Annotated in this window: 18 protein-coding genes; 3 read left to right on the top strand and 15 right to left on the bottom strand. The window is 62.9% G+C overall.

Annotated features, from left to right (window positions below; translation table 11 throughout):
* Positions 1 to 169 precede the first annotated feature (169 nt).
* On the top strand, positions 170 to 634 hold the full coding sequence (locus tag AC1Z3V_RS18590) for a hypothetical protein (RefSeq protein WP_483500959.1): 465 nt from the start codon (positions 170 to 172) through the stop codon (positions 632 to 634).
* 110 nt (positions 635 to 744) lie between these two features.
* On the opposite strand, the gene AC1Z3V_RS18595 is transcribed toward AC1Z3V_RS18590, so the two are convergent.
* The 5 genes from AC1Z3V_RS18595 to AC1Z3V_RS18615 all read right to left on the bottom strand — a co-directional run bounded on the left by AC1Z3V_RS18595 (position 745) and on the right by AC1Z3V_RS18615 (position 4,314).
* Complete coding sequence (locus AC1Z3V_RS18595) at positions 745 to 1,656, bottom strand: alpha/beta fold hydrolase (protein WP_483500961.1); 912 nt, start codon at positions 1,654 to 1,656, stop codon at positions 745 to 747.
* 320 nt (positions 1,657 to 1,976) lie between these two features.
* On the bottom strand, positions 1,977 to 2,387 hold the full coding sequence (locus tag AC1Z3V_RS18600; protein ID WP_483500963.1) for a GFA family protein: 411 nt from the start codon (positions 2,385 to 2,387) through the stop codon (positions 1,977 to 1,979).
* A gap of 127 nt (positions 2,388 to 2,514) precedes the next feature.
* The gene (locus AC1Z3V_RS18605; RefSeq protein ID WP_483500965.1) at positions 2,515 to 2,982 is read right to left on the bottom strand and encodes an SRPBCC family protein; all 468 of its coding nucleotides are present in this window, start codon (positions 2,980 to 2,982) and stop codon (positions 2,515 to 2,517) included.
* Positions 2,979 to 3,308 carry an ArsR/SmtB family transcription factor gene (locus AC1Z3V_RS18610; RefSeq protein ID WP_483504110.1) on the bottom strand — a complete coding sequence of 110 codons (330 nt, stop codon included), beginning with the start codon at positions 3,306 to 3,308 and terminating at the stop codon, positions 2,979 to 2,981. Before AC1Z3V_RS18610 ends, AC1Z3V_RS18605 begins: the two co-directional genes overlap by 4 nt.
* Positions 3,309 to 3,558: 250 nt before the next feature.
* Positions 3,559 to 4,314: a TetR/AcrR family transcriptional regulator gene (locus AC1Z3V_RS18615; protein WP_483500967.1), complete on the bottom strand. Its 756-nt coding sequence runs from the start codon at positions 4,312 to 4,314 to the stop codon at positions 3,559 to 3,561.
* Between AC1Z3V_RS18615 and AC1Z3V_RS18620 the strand changes: the two genes are divergently transcribed.
* The gene (locus tag AC1Z3V_RS18620; protein WP_483500969.1) at positions 4,313 to 5,299 is read left to right on the top strand and encodes an alpha/beta hydrolase fold domain-containing protein; all 987 of its coding nucleotides are present in this window, start codon (positions 4,313 to 4,315) and stop codon (positions 5,297 to 5,299) included. The two genes, AC1Z3V_RS18615 and AC1Z3V_RS18620, sit on opposite strands and share 2 nt — an antisense overlap.
* An 87-nt stretch (positions 5,300 to 5,386) precedes the next feature.
* Here the strand turns inward: AC1Z3V_RS18620 and guaA are convergent, their stop codons facing one another.
* From guaA to AC1Z3V_RS18635, 3 genes are all read right to left on the bottom strand, one after another.
* The gene (gene guaA, locus AC1Z3V_RS18625) at positions 5,387 to 6,949 is read right to left on the bottom strand and encodes a glutamine-hydrolyzing GMP synthase (RefSeq protein ID WP_483500971.1); all 1,563 of its coding nucleotides are present in this window, start codon (positions 6,947 to 6,949) and stop codon (positions 5,387 to 5,389) included.
* 112 nt (positions 6,950 to 7,061) lie between these two features.
* On the bottom strand, positions 7,062 to 7,700 hold the full coding sequence (locus AC1Z3V_RS18630; protein ID WP_483500972.1) for a 5'-methylthioadenosine/S-adenosylhomocysteine nucleosidase: 639 nt from the start codon (positions 7,698 to 7,700) through the stop codon (positions 7,062 to 7,064).
* Positions 7,697 to 8,149: a PaaI family thioesterase gene (locus tag AC1Z3V_RS18635; protein ID WP_247960846.1), complete on the bottom strand. Its 453-nt coding sequence runs from the start codon at positions 8,147 to 8,149 to the stop codon at positions 7,697 to 7,699. The genes AC1Z3V_RS18630 and AC1Z3V_RS18635 overlap by 4 nt, the downstream gene beginning before the upstream one ends.
* Before the next feature lie 197 nt (positions 8,150 to 8,346).
* On the opposite strand from AC1Z3V_RS18635, the gene AC1Z3V_RS18640 reads away from it, so the two are divergent.
* Positions 8,347 to 8,901: an N-acetyltransferase family protein gene (locus AC1Z3V_RS18640; RefSeq protein WP_483500974.1), complete on the top strand. Its 555-nt coding sequence runs from the start codon at positions 8,347 to 8,349 to the stop codon at positions 8,899 to 8,901.
* 106 nt (positions 8,902 to 9,007) lie between these two features.
* Here AC1Z3V_RS18640 and AC1Z3V_RS18645 read toward each other — a convergent pair whose 3' ends face one another.
* The 7 genes from AC1Z3V_RS18645 to AC1Z3V_RS18675 form a co-directional block, all read right to left on the bottom strand.
* Positions 9,008 to 10,093, bottom strand: a complete 1,086-nt coding sequence (locus AC1Z3V_RS18645; protein WP_483500976.1) for a DUF1513 domain-containing protein — start codon at positions 10,091 to 10,093, stop codon at positions 9,008 to 9,010.
* A 78-nt stretch (positions 10,094 to 10,171) separates the two neighbouring features.
* Complete coding sequence (locus AC1Z3V_RS18650; RefSeq protein WP_429810853.1) at positions 10,172 to 11,161, bottom strand: magnesium transporter CorA family protein; 990 nt, start codon at positions 11,159 to 11,161, stop codon at positions 10,172 to 10,174.
* Between the two features lie 208 nt (positions 11,162 to 11,369).
* Entirely contained in the window at positions 11,370 to 12,488 is a 1,119-nt protein-coding gene (locus AC1Z3V_RS18655) for an imelysin family protein (protein WP_483504111.1), read from the bottom strand.
* Positions 12,485 to 14,014, bottom strand: a complete 1,530-nt coding sequence (locus AC1Z3V_RS18660; RefSeq protein WP_483500978.1) for a di-heme oxidoreductase family protein — start codon at positions 14,012 to 14,014, stop codon at positions 12,485 to 12,487. The genes AC1Z3V_RS18655 and AC1Z3V_RS18660 overlap by 4 nt, the downstream gene beginning before the upstream one ends.
* 48 nt (positions 14,015 to 14,062) lie before the next feature.
* Positions 14,063 to 15,343 carry an imelysin family protein gene (locus AC1Z3V_RS18665; RefSeq protein WP_483500980.1) on the bottom strand — a complete coding sequence of 427 codons (1,281 nt, stop codon included), beginning with the start codon at positions 15,341 to 15,343 and terminating at the stop codon, positions 14,063 to 14,065.
* A 189-nt stretch (positions 15,344 to 15,532) separates the two neighbouring features.
* Positions 15,533 to 16,822 carry an RsmB/NOP family class I SAM-dependent RNA methyltransferase gene (locus tag AC1Z3V_RS18670; RefSeq protein ID WP_483500982.1) on the bottom strand — a complete coding sequence of 430 codons (1,290 nt, stop codon included), beginning with the start codon at positions 16,820 to 16,822 and terminating at the stop codon, positions 15,533 to 15,535.
* A 136-nt stretch (positions 16,823 to 16,958) separates the two neighbouring features.
* Entirely contained in the window at positions 16,959 to 17,333 is a 375-nt protein-coding gene (locus AC1Z3V_RS18675) for a septal ring lytic transglycosylase RlpA family protein (protein ID WP_429810861.1), read from the bottom strand.
* Positions 17,334 to 17,745 lie beyond the last annotated feature (412 nt).

Below are 17,745 nucleotides of genomic sequence, written 5' to 3' on the forward strand. Positions count from 1 at the left end.
TTGCCGATTTGCGTGAGCGAGGCCGACACTTCACCGAGGCGTGATGGCTTCGCGGCGCCGGCTGCGCGCAACTCCATCATCGGGTCACAAACGCGGCGGATTCTTGGGGCGAGGCTGGCGTTCAAGAGCCTCTTGGGCGTTTGATGCCTCTTGAATAAGGGGAATCCCCATGAAGATCACCCGAATTGCAGCCATTGCTGCCCTCGCATTTTCCCCCTTCATTTTCATATCTCCCGCACACGCTTTAAGCATGACGGAATGCAGTGCGAAATATAAGGCCGCGCAAGCTGCCGGCTCGCTCAATGGCATGAAATGGAACGACTTCCGCAAATCGCAATGCGGAACCAGCACTGCTGCCAAACCGGCGACCATGACAAATGAAGAACCGACGGCCGCCAACACCGACAATGCGCCAGAGCCGGCGGCGACGACTGCAAATGCGCCGAAAGGCGTGGTTTTCCCGAAGAAGGTCGACCCGAAATATTCAAATGAAACCGCAGGAAAAGCACGCATGCATACCTGCCTCGACCAGTACAAGGCCGACAAGGCGAACAACACCTTGGGTGACCTTACTTGGATCAAGAAGGGTGGCGGTTACTACAGCATCTGCAACACGCAGTTGAAACATTCCTGAGCTCGCGTGGCCGGCATCGGCGCGTGGCCCCGCCGCGCGTCCGACAGGACGCGCGGCGATTGCGAACGGCAACGAGGCGCTGAGCCCGACTTGGGCGTCAGGTGCTTTGACTACTCCGCATCGAGAAAGCTGCGGATCGCATTCACCGTGGCTTCAGGTTGTTCTTCCATCAGCCAGTGGCCTGAGGCAGGAATGACCACCTCCGTGACGTTGTCGGCGGCGGCGCGGGCAACGACGGCCATTGTCGGCCCGAAGGATTTTTCGCCGCCAACAGCCAGAACCGGCATGGTGAGCTTTCCCTTCTTCAGAAGCGCCTGGTCATCGATCGCATCCTGGTCGAAGGCTGCGAATTGCGCGAAACCGGCGCGCATCGCCCCGGGCTGGGCATAGAGCTTCGCGTAGTGCTCGCGCGATGCTTCATCCCATTTCTTCGGGTCGGCGGAGAATTCGTTCCAGAAGCGGTCGAGGTAGATGCGTTCGCGGCCCGCGACCAGCCGCTCCATGTCGGGTCCGCCGAAACGGAAGTGCCAGAGCAGCGGATTCTTGAGGATTTCGTCCCACGGGCCGATGCCGGGCAAAGGTGCGTCCATCAGCACGAGCTTTGTCGTCCTCGACGGATACTGCGCGGCGAACGAATAGCCGACCATGTTGCCGATGTCATGCGCGACGACGTCGACCTTGTCCGCCTGCAGGGCGTCCAGCACGCCGGCGATATCCCTGGCTTCATTCTTCTTGCCGTAGCCGGCTTCAGGCTTTGCCGAGAGCCCCATGCCCCTGAGATCGGGCACGATGACGCGATGGTCGCGCGCCAGTTCGGCGGCAAGCGGCGCCCACATGTCGCCCGTCTCTCCATAGCCGTGCAGCAGCACGACGGTCGGTCCGGATCCGCCGATGCGGACGTGAAGGGTCGTGCCGTTGGTGGCGATCTCCTGCGTCGTGAAGGACGACGGATAGGGTTGAACATCGGCGAGCGCCGGGGCGACAAAAGCAATGGCTGCGCTGGTCATGAGGGAACGAAGCATCTGTCTCTCCTGTTTGTCGGGCGTGCCGAAAGGCGTTTCGATGGGCAGAAGATGACATTGGGTCGGTGTTCGAACTAGTGGTCGAAAAGCGAAGCTATTGTTCGCCGTTGTCGAACGCTGCAGCCGTGTTCATCGTCGCCGGGATGGCGGCAGATGCGGCCCGGCGGTGGCACCACGTTCGGGCAAAACGCGCGAGCTGGCAAGCATCTTGACCAACTCCAAGTCGATGATCGCGACACGGCGGATTGTGGGGCGTCTGGGAAAAGGTGGGCGCGTGCAGGGCATGCCAAGGCAAGTCCTGCGCAACCTTCATAGCCGTCCTAGATCGGCATTTTCTCGAATTTCGGCAGAGCCGGATCGAGTTGGTCCCAGTCGTACCCGCGAACAGTGTAGGTCACGACCTGGGGCTTGTAGCGGCCTGGATCATCGAGGCTTGCGGCGCGAATGGTAAAGAACTCCGGCATGGCGGCAAAGGTCATGTAGACGGGCGAGCCGCAGGTGGGGCAGAAGCCGCGCGTCTTCACGTTGCCGCTGTCGGCGACCATGTCCCAGTGCTTGGCTTCGCCTTCGAGCTTCACCCCGTCGCGCCGGAACGTCATATGCGATCCATGCCCGGTCCCGCTCTCGTGTTGGCAGTCGCGGCACTGGCAGTCGTTCGAAAAAACCGGTTCTCCGGAAATCTGATAGCGAAGCGCACCGCAGGCGCATCCGCCGATATAGGACTTGCTCATAGATTTCTCCTGTTAAGGGCACGGCAAAGCCTGGTGTGCGACCACAAGCGTGGCGCCGACCCTTCTCCTTGCTCGTTTCGGGTTTGTGAGGTGCCGGATCATCGCGACGATCGATCCGGCGTCGATGCTAGTTCTGCTCGTCGGTGACGGAGCCGAGGCGCGACAGGACCTTCGGCCAGCCGTTGCTCATGTTGCTGAACGCCGTGTCGTTCTTGGGGGTGACGAAGCCGGAATGAACGAGGCGAAGGCGCGTACCGTTGTCGACCTTCGTCAGTGTCCAGGTGACGATCGTATCGAGGCGGGAGCCGTAGCCGACATTGCCTTCGTCTCCGCCCTGCCACGAGTAGACGAAGCGCTCATGCGGGCGCACCTCCAGCACCTGGCAATGGATCGTTCCGTCCCAGGCGCCGGCCGGCGTCGTCTGGAAGGTGAAGCGGGTGCCCTCCACGGCTTCAAAACCTGAAGGCGGCATGATCCAGCGGCCCATCAATTCGCCGTTCGTGAGCGTTTTCCAGATCGTCTCCGGTGCATGGGGAAAGATCTCGTCGACGACGATGTCTTGCGTCTCGAATTTCAGGGCTGCTGCATCGTTCATGGGTCGATCTCCTTGAGAAGATTGCGCAGGTTGGCAAAGCGGTCGCGCCAGAAGGCGCCGTAGTGGCTCATCCAGTCGACGAGCGGCGCCAGCCCCTCGGGCTCGGCGCGGTAGTAGACGTTACGGCCTTCGGGTCGCTCGACGACCAGACCCGCCTGTTTCAGCGACTTGAGGTGCTGCGAGATTGCGCCCTGCGTCACCCCGCTGCCGCGCGTCAGTTCCACCACGGTGATCTCGTCGGCATTGGCGATGCGCTCGAAGACGGCCCGCCGGGTGGGGTCGGCAAGGGCGCGCATGACGGCGGTGATGGGAGCGGTTTCGATCATCATGCAAAAATCATTAGTGTATGCTGATTGATTAGTCAATGCTATTTAATTCGCGTGCGAAAAAGGCGGATCGTCTGATCCGCCCCGTGTTTTGCAAGCGACCGCTATCGTGTTGGCGGCGGAGAATTGGGCTTCAGGGCTATCGGGAGTGACCGAACGAGGTTCGCTCAGCAATCCCTCGAATGCGCTTGAAGCAGCAAAAAGTACCGTCGCACCGGTCGAGATTTCGCTCACGATAGCCATCCAAAAACTACCGCAAGTATCCGACCACCAGATGTGTGCTCTCGTCGACGAGCGCCGCAAACGCCTGATCCGTGAGCACTTCGGAGCGGTGCAGAACTGCCGTATGGGCCAGCGCCTCTATCGACGTCGCGCACACGAAGGCCGCAAGCCCCAGGTCGACCGGGCGAAGTTCGTCGCGGTGATCCTCGAGATAGGCCTTGAACAGGTCATAGGCTTCGCGGTTGAAGGCTTCCACATTCTCAAGGCGACCCGTGCGCGGAATCTGTTCCGCGAGCACGCGATGCAGTTTGGGATTGATGCGATGCGCGTCAATCGCCGCGACAACAAGCCTTCGCACCGCTTTCTCGACCGGCTGCGACGCGATCTCTGCCAGCGCGGCACGGACGACCTTCATGATTTCGTGATTGTGCCGGTCGATAACGGCGAGAACGAGCGCCTCTTTGCCTGGATAATACTGGTAAAGCGAGCCGACGCTCACACCCGCCTCCTCGGCGATTCGGTTGGTGCTGGCTTTGTCGAAGCCGTCCCTCACCAGAATGCGAGCGGTCGCTTCGACAAGCGCGTCGACCGTTGCGCGCGATCTCTCCTGGGAGGCCTGCTTCCTGGGTTTTGTCAACGGCTTTCGCGCCATCCTGTCCCTCGTTCCGAATGCGAGTAGAAAATACGAGCTATCACTCGCATTATACGTTCGGGCGGCGACGGATGAACAGGCATCGTTGCTCTGCTCAAGTCGCGAATTCACACACAGGGCATGGCGAACCATGAACGTTCTAAGGGCACCAGCGGAACCGCAACTTCAAGACGGCGGCAATTGCTGGCAGGCGCTTCTGCCGGACGATAGGCCGCCGAGTTGGCAGAGCCGCTGCGTCAACGCGCTGCTGCGCCTTCTCCCCGCCAAGAAGCTGCTGGCCTCTGCCGCTGCCGTGCGGGAGCATGTGCGCGAGCGGACCCTACGGCCCGCGTCTTATGAACCAATGGGGGTGGGCCGTGGGATCGAGGTGACTTTGGAGAATGTGGCGGGTTGGCCCGTCTATCACCTGGCGCCGTCAGCCAGTCCCGACACCGGCAACTACGTGATGTTCCTGCACGGCGGCGGATATTTCAACGAGATCGTCCGCGCCCATTGGCGCTTCGTGGCTTACCTCACTCGCCATGCCGGCGTCCGCTGCGTCGTACCGATCTATCCACTGGCGCCCCGTGCCTGCGCGAAGGAGGTCGTGCCGGGCACGGGCGAGTTGTTGCGGAAGCTTCTGGAGGAAGCCGGACCTGCGAGGGTCACCGTGATCGGAAATTCGGCCGGCGCCGGACTTGGGCTGGCGGCTGCCCAATGGCTGCGAAGCCACGGACATCGGCAACCGGACGGGCTGGTGCTGATTTCGCCTGGGCTGGACGGCTCGGTGAGCCGCCCGGGGCAGGTGGAGATCGCCGCGCGCGACCCGCTGCAGGATATTCCGGGGACCGTCGAAGCCATGCATCTCTATGCCGGCGACCTCGACGTCTCCCATCCCTATGTCAGCCCGCTCAATGGCGATATGCGCGGGCTGGCGCCAATGCTCGTCTTTTCCGGTACGCACGACCTCCTCTATCCCGACAGCGTCGATCTGGCGGCAAAGGCGCGGGCGGCGGGTGTGCCGGTCGAGCTTCATCTGCGACGGGGTCAGCCGCACAATTATCCGGGACTGCCGACGCCGGAAGGCCGGCAGGCGCGCGCGATCATCCTGCGCGCCGCTGCCCAGGGACTGACGTGATCGACAGCGCAAGGGAGTGCTCCCCTACGCGCCAGGGACTCCGCAAATCTCGAAAACTGCGCGGATGCCCTGCGCCGACGGTCCCTCTCACTCCCACTCGATCGTGCCCGGCGGCTTCGAGGTCACGTCGTAGACGACGCGGTTGATGCCGCGGACCTCGTTGATGATGCGCGTTGCCGCGCGGCCGAGGAATTCCATGTCGTAGTGGTAGAAGTCCGCCGTCATGCCGTCGACCGAGGTGACGGCGCGCAGCGCACAGACGAACTCGTAGGTGCGTCCGTCGCCCATGACGCCGACGGTCTGCACCGGCAGCAGCACGGCGAAGGCCTGCCAGATGGCGTCGTAGAGGCCGGCCTTGCGGATCTCATCGAGATAGATCGCGTCCGCTTCGCGCAGAATCTCGAGCTTCTCGCGGCTGATGCCGCCCGGGCAGCGGATGGCAAGGCCCGGCCCCGGGAAGGGGTGGCGGCCGATGAAGCTGTCGGGCAGGCCGAGTTCGCGGCCGAGCACGCGCACTTCGTCCTTGAACAGTTCGCGCAGTGGCTCAACGAGCTGCATGTTCATGCGCTCCGGCAGGCCGCCGACATTATGGTGCGACTTGATCGTCACCGACGGGCCGCCGGTGAAGGAGACGCTTTCGATCACATCGGGGTAGAGCGTGCCCTGGGCGAGGAAGTCGGCGCCGCCGAGCTTCTTCGCCTCTTCCTCGAACACTTCGATGAACAGGCGGCCGATGATCTTGCGCTTGGTTTCGGGGTCGCTGACGCCTTCGAGCTCGCCGATGAAGCGGTCGGACGCGTCGATGTGCAGGAGGTGGAGGTTGTAGTGCTCCTGGAACATCGCAACGACGTTCTTCGCCTCGTCCTTGCGCATCAGGCCGTGGTCGACGAGGATGCAGGTGAGCTGGTCGCCGACGGCCTCGTGGATGAGCAGGGCCGCGACCGAGCTGTCGACGCCGCCCGAGAGCGCACAGATGACCTTCTTGTCACCGACCTGCTTGCGGATCGCCTCGACCGCCTTGGCGCGGTAGGCCGACATCGACCAGTCGCCCTTGATGCCGGCAATCTTGTGCACGAAGTTGGAAATCAGCTTGGCGCCATCGGGGGTGTGCACCACTTCCGGGTGGAACTGCACGGCGTAATACTTGCGCTTTTCGTCGGCGATGAAGGCGAAGGGCGCGTTGGCCGAGGTTGCCACGACCTCGAAGCCTTCGGGAATCGCGGTGACGCGGTCGCCATGCGACATCCAGACCTGGTGGCGTGAGCCGACCGACCAGAGGCCTTCGAACAGCGGGCAGTCCTTTTCGACTTCCAGGAAGGCGCGGCCGAATTCGCGGTGATGGCCGCTCTCGACCTTGCCGCCGAGTTGGGCGCACATGGTCTGCTGGCCATAGCAGATGCCGAAGACCGGCAGGCCGGAATCGAAGATCACCTGGGGCGCGCGCGGGGAGCCGATCTCGAGCGTCGAGGCCGGGCTGCCGGAGAGGATGACGGCCTTCGGCTTAAGCTGGCGGAAGCCTTCTTCCGCCGACTGGAACGGCACGATTTCGCAATAGACACCGGATTCACGCACGCGCCGGGCGATGAGCTGCGTCACCTGGCTGCCGAAGTCGACGATGAGGACGGTGTCGGGATGGGCTGTCTGGGTCATTTGGGGCCTTCAAACAAGCTTGATCATGGCGAGCCTTTAATGAAAGCCCGCCATCAGCGCAACGATTCAATTGCACCCCGACAATTCCTGGGTTTCAGGGCGGGATGAGCGTCTAGAGCCGGATCTCGCCGGTCGAAACCCCATTCTCCAGCCGGTCGATCGCATCAGCAAGCTTCTCGTCGATGATGTGAAGATATTCCGTCCAGTCGCTGACGTGCTTGAGCTCGGCCTTGCCGTCGGAAATACCGCGAAGCGCAATCAGCGGAATCCCGAAGGACTGACAGGCGCGCAGGACCGCAAAGGTCTCCATCTCGACCATGTCGGCGTCAACAGCCTCATAGGCAGCACCCGAGACGATGTTGGCGCCGGTCGAAAGCCGGGCTTCCGGCACGCCGGGAATCCTGAGCGGTAGTGGCACTATCGCCGGCAGGTCGAGAAACGGCGTCCTGCCCTTCTCGAAACCGAGCGGCGAGGCATCCATGTCGCGGTAGCCGACCGAGACCGCCTGGTAGACTTCGGTCTGTTCGAGCTTGGGGGCGCCGGCCGAGCCGAGCGAAACGACGAGATCGGGCAGCGCACGCTCCGCGGCGAGTTCGGCAAGCGTCCGCGTCAGCACGACGGCCGCTTCGACCGGGCCGACGCCGGTCATCAGCGGCTTGATCCGCTCCTTGAGGTGTGGCCCGTATTCGGCATCCACGGCCATGACGTAGAGGATCCTGCGCCCGGCGACGTCCTTTACGGCAAAACTCATCCTTCGATCCCCTCGCGTCCCCGCACCACCATCATCGTTCCCGTCATCGACGCGATCAGCTTTGCCGGCCCGTCCGCGCGGATCGCATAGCCGCGCCCGTCGGAAACGATGATCGTCGATCCGGGCTTGGTCACTTCGCCGCGGAACAGAAAGCGCTCGCCGCGCCCCGGTGAAAGCAGGTTGACCTTGAACTCGATCGTCAGGATCGAGGCATCGGGGTCGATCACCGAATAGGCCGCATAGGTGCCGGCCGAATCCAGCGCCGCCGAGATCACGCCCGCATGCAGGAAGCCATGCTGCTGTGTCAGCTTCTCGTCAAATGGTAGCTCGATCTCGACGGTGCCCTGTTCCACGAGGGTCAGTTCTGCGCCGATCGTGCGCATCGCCGCCTGCCGTGCGAAACTCTCGCGGATGCGCTTTCGGAAATCGGGGGGATCACGGTCGTCTATCAATGAGAAAGGCCCTGCATAATGTCTACGGGCCTACCGGCCCCGGTCGGCGGACAGTCGCACGGCCTTCCGAGGACGACAAGACGGAAAGACGGAAGAGCCCGGCCCTGGACGGTGTTTGCGCCCGCTCGTGAAAAATCCTCGCCACTCCCGTTCGTGCCGTTTTTAAGCCCGCTTGTCCCACCTATATCTCCTTCATGAACAGCTTCCGCCGCATCGAAATTCGCCCGGCCGTTCCGGATGACATCATGATGATCGCTTCTGTCATCGTCGAAACCTGGCGAACTACGTTTCGCGGCCTGATCGCCGATCAGTTTCTCGACGCCATGACGATCGAGCAGCAGGCGCTGCGCCACGCCAGGCGAATGCGCGTTGCCGGGGTCTTTCATCTGGTGGCGGTCGATATGAACGCGAACAAGGTGATCGGCTTTGCGAACTATGGCAAGGCGCGCTCCATGCCGCCGCGCTTCGACCGGGAGCTCTACGCGCTCTACATTCTCGAAGAGTTCCAGCGTGCCGGCATCGGTTCGGCGCTGGTGCGAAGCGTCGCGGCGCACAGCCGCGAGATGGGGGGCTCTTCGCTGTTCGCCTGGGTTCTGTCGACCAATCCGAACCGATCCTTCTACGAGCGCCTGGGCGCAGTGCCGGTCGCCCAGGGACAGGTCGCGCTCGGCGACGAGACGCATGAGCAGGTCGCCTATCGCTGGAATGACCTGGCGCGGCTCTCTGGTGCCGCGGATCTCGCCGCCTAGAGATCCCGCTTTCAGGTGGAATCGCTGGAATCGGAAAGATGGCCTGGAAACAGGTGTCAGAGCGACCTTTGCGCGTCTAGACGCGCGGCGTCTCGTCTCTTTCGGACTACTTCAATCGCACGATGTGTTGGTCCCAGGCGACGCGGCTTTGCTGCCGCTTGAAGTGGCCATCATAGGAGGAGACGGCAAAGCCGTGATCGGCAGCGGCAACCCCTGCTGCATCAACAACGCGCTCCTCCTTCAGCACCGCTCCGGTCCGGGCATCGAGTGTTACGGCCACGTTGCCCTTGGGCGAGGTCAGGCCGATCAACCCCTCGTGCCGGTTGACCGCGATCGCGCCGACATAATTTGCCAGCGCTTCCGTCGTGCGCTCGGGTAATGACAGGAACTGGAGGTCCTCCCCCCTGGAAAAATGCCCGACGAGCGGCGGCAGGTCGTTGCGCGCGCCTTCGTACTGGCAGGCAAACCAGATCTCGCCTTTCGGGCCGATATCGACATGGCGGGTCGATAGCCGGCTGAGGTCATCAGGTAGTCCGTGTTTCTGCACGAGCGCACCGCTCTGCGTGTCGACCAGCGTCAGGCTCGGCTCCATATGATCGAGATTGAGCTTGGTGCGGCCGAAATCCGGGTGCGTCTCGATGCCGCCATTGGCAATCGCCAGCAGGCGTCCATCAGCGGCAAGCGTCATGTCGTGCGGGCCGATACCATAGGTCGGGACTTCGCCGATACGGGCGAAGTTGTCGGTGCCGTCATAGATGCCGACCATGCCGCGGTTGGCGGCAAAGTCGTTCTCGGTGGCATAGAGCAGCCTGCCATCTGCGGAGAAGCAGCCGTGGCCGTAGAAATGCCGGCCCTCCGCCGCGGCGATGACCACCGGTTCCGCCGTGCCATCCGTCGCAAGGATCATCGCATAGGTGCCCGGTCGGCGGGCAAAGGCGACTGCCCGGCGGCTGACCGGCGAATAGGCCATGCCATGGGCGCGGGCCGGCAGCGCCGTGCGCTCGATGATCTCGCCCGTTTCCGTCAGCGTCGCGACGCCGTAGCTTCCATCGGGCGCCATGAAGGCGGACGCGAAGACGGCATCCGCTCGTCTCAGGGCGAACGCCCGCTCGGGCGCAAGGCTTGCTACCCAGGCCGCACCCGCCATTTTCATGAAACTGCGCCGGTCGATCAGGCCCGTGGCGGCTCTCATGCCATCCTCGCTCGTCGTGGAAATCCGCAGCCCTGAACGGAGGCGCCGTTCAGGGCTGCGATATAGCGGGTTGCGCGCTCAGAGCCAGCCCCGGCGCTTGAAGTAGAAATACGGCACGATTGCCGAGATCACCATCAGCATAAGTGCCGCAGGATAGCCGAACTCCCATTGCAACTCCGGCATCACGCCGAAGTTCATGCCATAGATCGAGGCGACCAGCGTCGGCGGCAGGAAGACGACTGCGGCAACCGAGAAGATCTTGATGATCTGGTTCTGCTCGAGATTGATGAGACCGAGTGTCGCGTCGAGCAGGAAGTTGATCTTGTTCGACAGGAACAGCGCGTGATCGCCAAGCGAGGTCGCGTCGCGCTGGATCAGCTTGATCCGCTGCCGGCTTTCCTTTCCAGCCTTGCGCGGTCCCATGCCTTCGAGCGCCACATGATAGGCGACAAGCCGGCCGATGCTGACGAGGCTTTCCCGGATCACCGTCAAGAGATCGCCCTTCTGGCCGATTTGCTCGATCAGCGACTGCAGGTCGCGCGTCTTCTTGGTGGCGCTGGCATTGGTCTTGCGGAACACTTCCCGTGAAATCGCGTCGACCTCGCTGCCAGCGCGCTCGAGCGCGTCCGCCGTGCGGTCGATGATCGCTTCGAGAAGGCCGAGCATCACCAGTTCGCCGCTCTCACAGATCTGGCCATTCGCCTTCTGGATGCGATTGGAAAAGGTCTGAAACGGCTTCGGGTCGGCATGGCGGACCGTGACCAGCGTCGTGCCCTTGAGAATGAAGGTCACCGGCACCTTGACCGGGTAGTCGCTGTCGAGCTTCGCGGTTGCCGTCATCGTCATGAATTCGGCGCCATCCTCCTGGTAGAGCCGGTCGGAAAGCTCGATCTCCTGCATCTCGTCGCGGGTCGGGATCGCGATGCCGAGTTGACCCTCGACAAGGCGCGTTTCCTCGACGGACGGATTGAAGAGATCGAACCAGATCGCCGGCGTCTGGGAGGCGATGCCGTCGAGCATGTCGACGAGCACGAGGTGGCTGTTCTGGCTTTTGTAGATGCGCAGCATTTTGGGCTCCATAGGGCGAGTCATCCGACCGCCATGAAGCCCTGATCAATCAGGACCGGACGGTCGTGAGCGTGAAGGCTCGACTTCGACTGTCGGGGTTCATTGTGAGTTGGTCCTTGTGGTGAAACGTGCCCGCGAAAGCGGACACGAAAAGCGCTTTGCGCCTAAAAGCCGGAATTGTCAACACCCTGTCCGAGCGGGGTTTTGGTCAGTCGCCGTCGGCAAAGGAGAAGCCGGCGCCAAGCCCGATCGCGCCGCCGAAATCCTTGTTCAGACGGTCGAGAAGGTCGTTGGTGTTGAGCGACAGGAAGGCGAGCTTGGCGCGCTTGTCGTCATCGGCAAGGGCCGCGTCGATCGGTCCATCGATGTTCCCGGCCGCGCCGATCACCGACTTGAACACGAAGTCGGCCGAGCCTGCGACGGAGCGGCTGTCTTCCGGCAGCAGACTTTGCATGTCGGCAACGTCGAACAGTGTCTTGAGGCCACGGACATTCCCGGCGATCGAGGCCATGGTGTTGCCGGAGCGCCAGTAGATCGCAAGCTTCGGGTGGCCCTTGTCGTCCTTGCCTTCGTAGAACGGTTTCAGCCGCTGGTCCTTCACCGTCTCGACTCCGTGGACGAGAATGCCGAGCAGCTCGGTGGCCGCCTCGCGGCTGTCGCGGAACTCGGGATTGTCCGGGCCCGGATGTTTCCAGGCCGCCTGGATGCCGTCCGGCTTCTGCCACGCCGCCAGGAACTCGCCGGCGATCGTGTCGAGATTCGCGGTGATCGCCAGGCCGTAGCGGCAGCGGAAGTTCCCCGCCTTGCTCGAAAGCGCCTCGGCGCCGGTGCCATAGAGCACGTATTCGAGCGCGCCCAATCCCTGGGCTGCGACGCTCTTGCCCTTGAGCTTGGCTTCGTCCGTTGCGCTTTCATCCTCTTTCGCAAGGATCGCCTGCACTTGCTTCAGCCCGGTGCTCTTGCGATCGGGGTAGAACAGGAAGCGTTCGAACCGGTTTTGTTCGAGAGCCGGGCCAAGCCTCACGACCTCGATCGCCGACCAGGCGCCAACCAGATCGGAGAACGCACTCTGTGCGCTCTTGAGTGCCGGTTGCGACGGCGCCGCGCAGAGCTTGGCTGTCGCTTGCCTTGCGGCGGCGGTCTTTTCCGTGAGGTTGCGATAGCCGGGAACGATGAACGCGTCGACGGCCTTGGCCATGACGGTCGGGATGGCGGCCTCGTTGACGACGCGCGGCGAGAGCGCGCTCCCTTCCTGGGCCATTGCCGGCAATGCGGTCGTCAGCGCCAGGGAGAATGCGAGGGTGAGCATATGCGTAGGGGACATCAGAGTGACTCCAGGAAGGCAAGGAGATCGCGGCGATCGCTCGCGGCAAGGGCGGCGAAAGCGTCGCGGGCCTTTCGCCCTTCGCCGCCGTGCCAGAGGATCGCTTCGGTGAAATTGCGGGCGCGTCCGTCGTGCAGCAGGAAGGTGTGCCCGCTGACGGTCTTCGTCAAGCCGATGCCCCAAAGCGGTGGCGTGCGCCATTCGCGGCCGCTGGCGATACCGACCTGCTGACCATCCGCAAGCTCCTCGCCCATGTCGTGCAGCAGGAAATCGGAATAGGGCCAGATGAGCTGGAACGATTGCGCCTTGTTGTCCGCATCGCGGCGGGTGACGAATTTCGGCGTGTGGCAGCGCGTGCAGCCGAGATCGTAGAAGACCTTCTTGCCGCGGAGCGTCTCGGCGAAGCTCGCCTTGCGTCGCGCCGGCACGGCGAGGTTCTTGGAGTAGAAGGAAACGAGATCGAGCACCGGGTCCGGCGCTTCTGTTGGTCCGAGACGCGCCTGCTCGCCGGTCGGCATGGTAAGGCATTTTGCCTGCGCCGCGGTGCAGTCGCCATGCGGCCGGTCGGCGTCGGGGGAGGAGATGCCGATATCGGTGGCGAAAGCGTCGGCGCTCTGTTGCCGCACGGTCGTGTTCTGCGCCTTCCAGCCGAAACGTCCGAGCATAGGCTTGCCGGTCCTGGCATCGCGCGTCAGCGCCGGGCGGCCGCTGATCCCGTCGTCATCGGCGTCGTCGGGATCGGCCAGCGCCAGGATATCGGCCTCGTGGATCGCCTCGATCAGGCCGAGCCCGATCATCGGCTGGGCCACGCGTGGCGAAAGCGTCGTCGCCGGATCGAGTGGCCCGTAGGCGAGGTCGGCAATGGAATAGCTCGGCTTGCGTAGCGACACGGTCTCGCCGTCGGCAAAGGTGAAGCGCTCCTCGGTGTAGCTGACCTTCAGGCGGCCCTCGGCCGCAAGGCCGGGCACGGCGCTATCCTGAAGCTGGGCGCCATAGGCCGGATCCGGAAAATTGACGACCTTAAGGGCTTCGAGCAGCCGACGTTCCTCGTCGTCGCGCGGCGGGCGCGCCAGGCGGAAGAACATCGAAGTCGTATCGGTGGAGCCTTCGGGTGGGCGTCCGCGTCCATCCTTCAGGTGACAGCTCTGGCAGGCGCGGGCGTTGTAGAGCGGACCGAGCCCGTCGGATGCTTGGGTCGAGGAGGGTGAGGAAACCCAGAGCTTGCGGAAGAGCGCATTGCCGACCTTGAAGCCTTCTTCCTCCTGGAAGGTAAGATTGGCCGAAAACTGCGAGAAACTGTCGGCGTTGACGGGCGCGAGCGAGGTCGCTGCACCCCCGGACATCGCCTCGAAGGTCTCAGCCTTGGAGAAATCCGTCGTCGGCCGCGTCACCGCTTCGACGCGGGCGCGGTCCTTGCTGTCGAGATCGGTGCGTTCGGTCGGAAGACCGTCGCCGCCAAGAGCGGGCAGGGCCGTAGAAAGCGCTTGAACGAGAAGAAGCGCGAAGAGGCCGGGGACGCCAGGTTTCATCTACGGAGGATCGGGCCGCACCTATGCCGGGCGGCCCGCCTTTTCAGCTTATTGGAAGACGGCGTTAGGATTGTCCAGGCTGTCCGAACCTTCAAGCTCGATCGTGCCGAGATCCAGCGACGCAATGACGCGCTGCACGGTCTTCGCCTGGGCGATCAGACCGTCGATCGCCGCCTGAACCGTGGCGTTGCCCTCGGCATTGCCTTCGCCGATCATCTGGTCGTAGGCCTCGGTCGTTTCCGCCCGCTTCGCCATCGCCTGCATCTTCTCGACCGTGGTGGCGAGATTGGCCGTCATTTCCTTGTCGAGAGCCGCATCCTTGGCGGCGACGAGTTCGGAGAGCGAGGCGCCCGTCATCTTCGTACCGTCGACGCGGGTGTATTCGCCCGTATAGGCCGACTGGATGCCGATCGCGTCGTGAAGGTGGGAGTTGTGCGTGTTGTCGGAGAAGCAGTCGTGCTCTTCTTCCGGATCATGCAAGAGCAGGCCGAGCTTCATGCGCTCGCCGGCAAGCTCGCCATAGGAGAGCGAGCCCATGCCGGTGAGGATGGCGACGAGGCCGGCCTTCGGATCGGCCTCGACGGCCTTGGTCGCAGCACCGTCCGGTGTCCAGTTGGCGACCATTTCCTTGAGGTCGGAAACGAGCAGCTCGGTCGCGGCCTTCAGATAGGCGGCGCGGCGGTCGCAATTGCCGCCGGTGCAGGCCTTGGGGTCGTAGTCCGTATAGGGGCGGTTTCCGGCGCCGGCCTTGGTGCCGTTCAGGTCCTGGCCCCACAGCAGGAACTCGATCGCATGGTAGCCGGTCGCGACGTTAGCCTCGATGCCGCCGGCTTCCTGCAGCGTGCCCGCCAGGAATTCCGGCGTGATGTTGCTGGCATCGACGTCCTTGCCGTCGATCTTGATCGTCTTGTTGGCGATGACGTTGGCGGTGAAGAGAGCGTTCTCGTCGCTCTCGCTGCCGTAGCTCGGATCGACATAGTCGATCAGGCCCTCGTCGAGCGGCCAGGCGTTGATCTTGCCTTCCCACTCGTCGACGATCGCGTTGCCGAAACGGTAGACTTCGGTTTCCTGATAGGGATTGCGGGCCTTGAGCCAGGCGTTGCGCGCTGCCTTCAGCGTTTCTTCGCTCGGCGTCGCGATCAGCGCGTCGACTGCCTTGTCGAGTGCCTCGGCCGTCGTCAGCGCATCTTCGAACTTGGCATGGGCGACAGTGGTGTAATGCTTCACCACGGCGGCGGCATCGGTGGCGGCGCGGGCCGGCTGCAGGGCCAGCGCCGACGTTGCCGTCATCAACGCCAGCGCGGCGCCACGGATGAATTTCTTGGTCATGACCCTCTCCTGTTGCTTCCTTCGGCGCAGCCGAGCGAGCCCGCAGACGCGGGTGTCGTTCAGGCGTCGGGCCATGAGAAAGGGCCCCGGCCGGGCCCGCCTCTCATGAACCAAAAGCAAACTTGTGTCAAAGTGTATAGTTTAGAACTTTTCAATCTGATGCCGGGCGTTCGGCGACCGGCGAAGGGCTCAGCCCTTGCGTTGCATCAGGCAGAAGAAGAAGCCGTCCGTGCCGGTGGAAGCGGGCGTCAGCGTCACCGTCTTCATGTCGGCCGACCAGGGCTGCGGCTTGTCGGTCCCGAAGAGCGTCGCCCAGATGTCGGCGGCCGAGAGGATCTCGAATTCCGGATTGTCTTCGCAGAAGCCGTAGACCTGGGCTTCGTTTTCCTCAGGCAGTACCGAGCAGGTGACATAAATGAGGTGGCCGCCCGGCCGGACGAACTGGGCAGCACTTGCCAGCGCTTCCTCCTGCTGGGAGATGCGCTCTTCGAGGTTCTTCTGGTTGAGCCGCCACTTGGTGTCCGGCCGCCGGCGCCAGGTGCCGGTGCCGGTGCAGGGCGCATCGACCAGCACGCGGTCGAAGCGGCCGGCGAGCGGCGCCAGGCTTTCGGTCGATTCATGCACCTGGACATTGCGGGTGCCAGCGCGCTTCAGCCGCTCGATGATCGGGGCGAGGCGCTTGCGGTCGGTGTCGTAGGCGTGCACCTGGCCCTTGTTGTTCATCGCCGCCGACATGGCGAGCGTCTTGCCGCCGCCGCCGGCGCAATAGTCGAGCACCTGTTCGCCTTCCTGGGGAAAGGCGAGATCGGCAACGATCTGCGAGCCCTCGTCCTGGACTTCGAACCAACCCTTCTGAAAGGAAAGTTCCGCCGTCACGTTCGGCAGGCGCGAGGCGCCTTCTCCGGCGGGAATGCGAATGCCGTTGCGGGCGATCGTCGCCGGTTCCGCACCGCTGCGCTCCAGCGCTTTCAGCACCTTGGCGCGCGAGGCTTTCAGCGTATTGGCGCGCAGGTCGAGCGTCGGTCGGCCGGCGAGCGCCTTGGCTTCCGCGAGCCAGTCGTCGGAGAAGTTTTCCTCGAAGGAGGCCTGAACCCACTCGGGGATATCGCCCTGGACATAGGCCGGCGCGTCTTCGAGACGTCGCGTCGTGAAGGCCTGCATGCGCTCGGCGGAAGGGGCTTCCGGTGCGAACCTGTCGCCGTCGAGTTCGGCGGCGAGCGCTTCCGGGGTGAAGCCCCATTGGCGGTACATGACGGCATGACCGAGTGCTGCGGCGCTGTCGCTGTCCATCAGGTAGGCGTGCGAGAGTTTCATGCGAAGGGCGTCGTAGACGATGTTGCCGATCGCGGAGCGATCGCCGGATCCGGCGAAGCGATGGGAAAGGCCCCAATCCTTGAGCGCGTCGGCGACCGGGCGCTTCCGCTTTTCGATATCCTCAAGAACCTCAATGGCTCCAGCGAGCCTGCCGCCCAAACGCATCTTCGATCAACTCCTTTTTCGCCGTGGTAGCGGCGATGGCATCGAAGAGCAAGACGGCGGAGAAGATTAACCGCTTAAGAACGGTCTTTCTCAAGTAAACCCACCCGACGATTGGTCGGACGGCAGTATTTCAAGATCAGGAATTGACGACGCGATAACAGACGCTGGCGGTGCCGGAGCGTACCATGCCGATCTGCGAGGCCGCGGCCTTGGAAAGATCCATGACGCGTCCGCGAATGAACGGCCCACGATCGTTGATGCGAACGATCACGCTCTTGCCGTTGCGTTTGTTGGTGACCTGAACCTTGGTTCCGAATTTCAGGCTGCGGTGGGCGGCGGTCAGGTGTGCCGCATTCATGCGCTCGCCGGAGGCGGTCCTGGAACTCAGCGCATACCAGGATGCGCCGCCGCAGCCGGCGCCGGCTGCATGGCTATCGGAAACGGAAACGAGACCGATAGCGGTCGTGAACAGCGCTGCAGCGGCAGCCGCCTTGATCTTCGCTGGCGTCAAACTGGCGATCCCCCTGGTCAAACGATTGGTAAAAATCTTCTGAGAAACGCTAATTGGGGCGAAAAATGGCAAAACCGTGCTTCAACCATTTACGTTCTATCAGGAATTATTAAAAAAGGACGAAAATTCAAAAACGAAGATCGTTTGAAATAGTTTAAATGAAGTCGGGAAGTTCTTTGGAATCAGCGGTTGAACGCTGTCGGCCTTCCGCACGCAGGCGCAACTCGGTGGTAAACGAAAAAATTCATTAAAAATTTCGAATTGGACGAAAATTCCGGAATCCGGATGGTCGAAAATTCTACACTAGCGCCTAGGTTGTATTTAATTCATCAAGTATCGAAGGAATATCCAGAGAATGTCACAATTCGGGCGGCGTTTCCATCGCCATTACTGATGAACAGACTATCGGCTT

The sequence above is a fragment of the Ensifer sp. 38_S197 genome (assembly GCF_056924495.1).

What these genes read in the sequence shown, in the direction of transcription:
- AC1Z3V_RS18590 (WP_483500959.1), top strand. Translation starts at nt 170, where the DNA reads ATGAAGATCACCCGAATTGCAGCCATTGCTGCCCTCGCATTTTCCCCC.
- AC1Z3V_RS18595 (WP_483500961.1), bottom strand. Translation starts at nt 1,656, where the DNA reads ATGCTTCGTTCCCTCATGACCAGCGCAGCCATTGCTTTTGTCGCCCCG.
- AC1Z3V_RS18600 (WP_483500963.1), bottom strand. Translation starts at nt 2,387, where the DNA reads ATGAGCAAGTCCTATATCGGCGGATGCGCCTGCGGTGCGCTTCGCTAT.
- AC1Z3V_RS18605 (WP_483500965.1), bottom strand. Translation starts at nt 2,982, where the DNA reads ATGAACGATGCAGCAGCCCTGAAATTCGAGACGCAAGACATCGTCGTC.
- AC1Z3V_RS18610 (WP_483504110.1), bottom strand. Translation starts at nt 3,308, where the DNA reads ATGATCGAAACCGCTCCCATCACCGCCGTCATGCGCGCCCTTGCCGAC.
- AC1Z3V_RS18620 (WP_483500969.1), top strand. Translation starts at nt 4,313, where the DNA reads ATGAACGTTCTAAGGGCACCAGCGGAACCGCAACTTCAAGACGGCGGC.
- AC1Z3V_RS18615 (WP_483500967.1), bottom strand. Translation starts at nt 4,314, where the DNA reads ATGGTTCGCCATGCCCTGTGTGTGAATTCGCGACTTGAGCAGAGCAAC.
- guaA (WP_483500971.1), bottom strand. Translation starts at nt 6,949, where the DNA reads ATGACCCAGACAGCCCATCCCGACACCGTCCTCATCGTCGACTTCGGC.
- AC1Z3V_RS18630 (WP_483500972.1), bottom strand. Translation starts at nt 7,700, where the DNA reads ATGAGTTTTGCCGTAAAGGACGTCGCCGGGCGCAGGATCCTCTACGTC.
- AC1Z3V_RS18640 (WP_483500974.1), top strand. Translation starts at nt 8,347, where the DNA reads ATGAACAGCTTCCGCCGCATCGAAATTCGCCCGGCCGTTCCGGATGAC.
- AC1Z3V_RS18645 (WP_483500976.1), bottom strand. Translation starts at nt 10,093, where the DNA reads ATGAGAGCCGCCACGGGCCTGATCGACCGGCGCAGTTTCATGAAAATG.
- AC1Z3V_RS18650 (WP_429810853.1), bottom strand. Translation starts at nt 11,161, where the DNA reads ATGCTGCGCATCTACAAAAGCCAGAACAGCCACCTCGTGCTCGTCGAC.
- AC1Z3V_RS18660 (WP_483500978.1), bottom strand. Translation starts at nt 14,014, where the DNA reads ATGAAACCTGGCGTCCCCGGCCTCTTCGCGCTTCTTCTCGTTCAAGCG.
- AC1Z3V_RS18665 (WP_483500980.1), bottom strand. Translation starts at nt 15,343, where the DNA reads ATGACCAAGAAATTCATCCGTGGCGCCGCGCTGGCGTTGATGACGGCA.
- AC1Z3V_RS18670 (WP_483500982.1), bottom strand. Translation starts at nt 16,822, where the DNA reads ATGCGTTTGGGCGGCAGGCTCGCTGGAGCCATTGAGGTTCTTGAGGAT.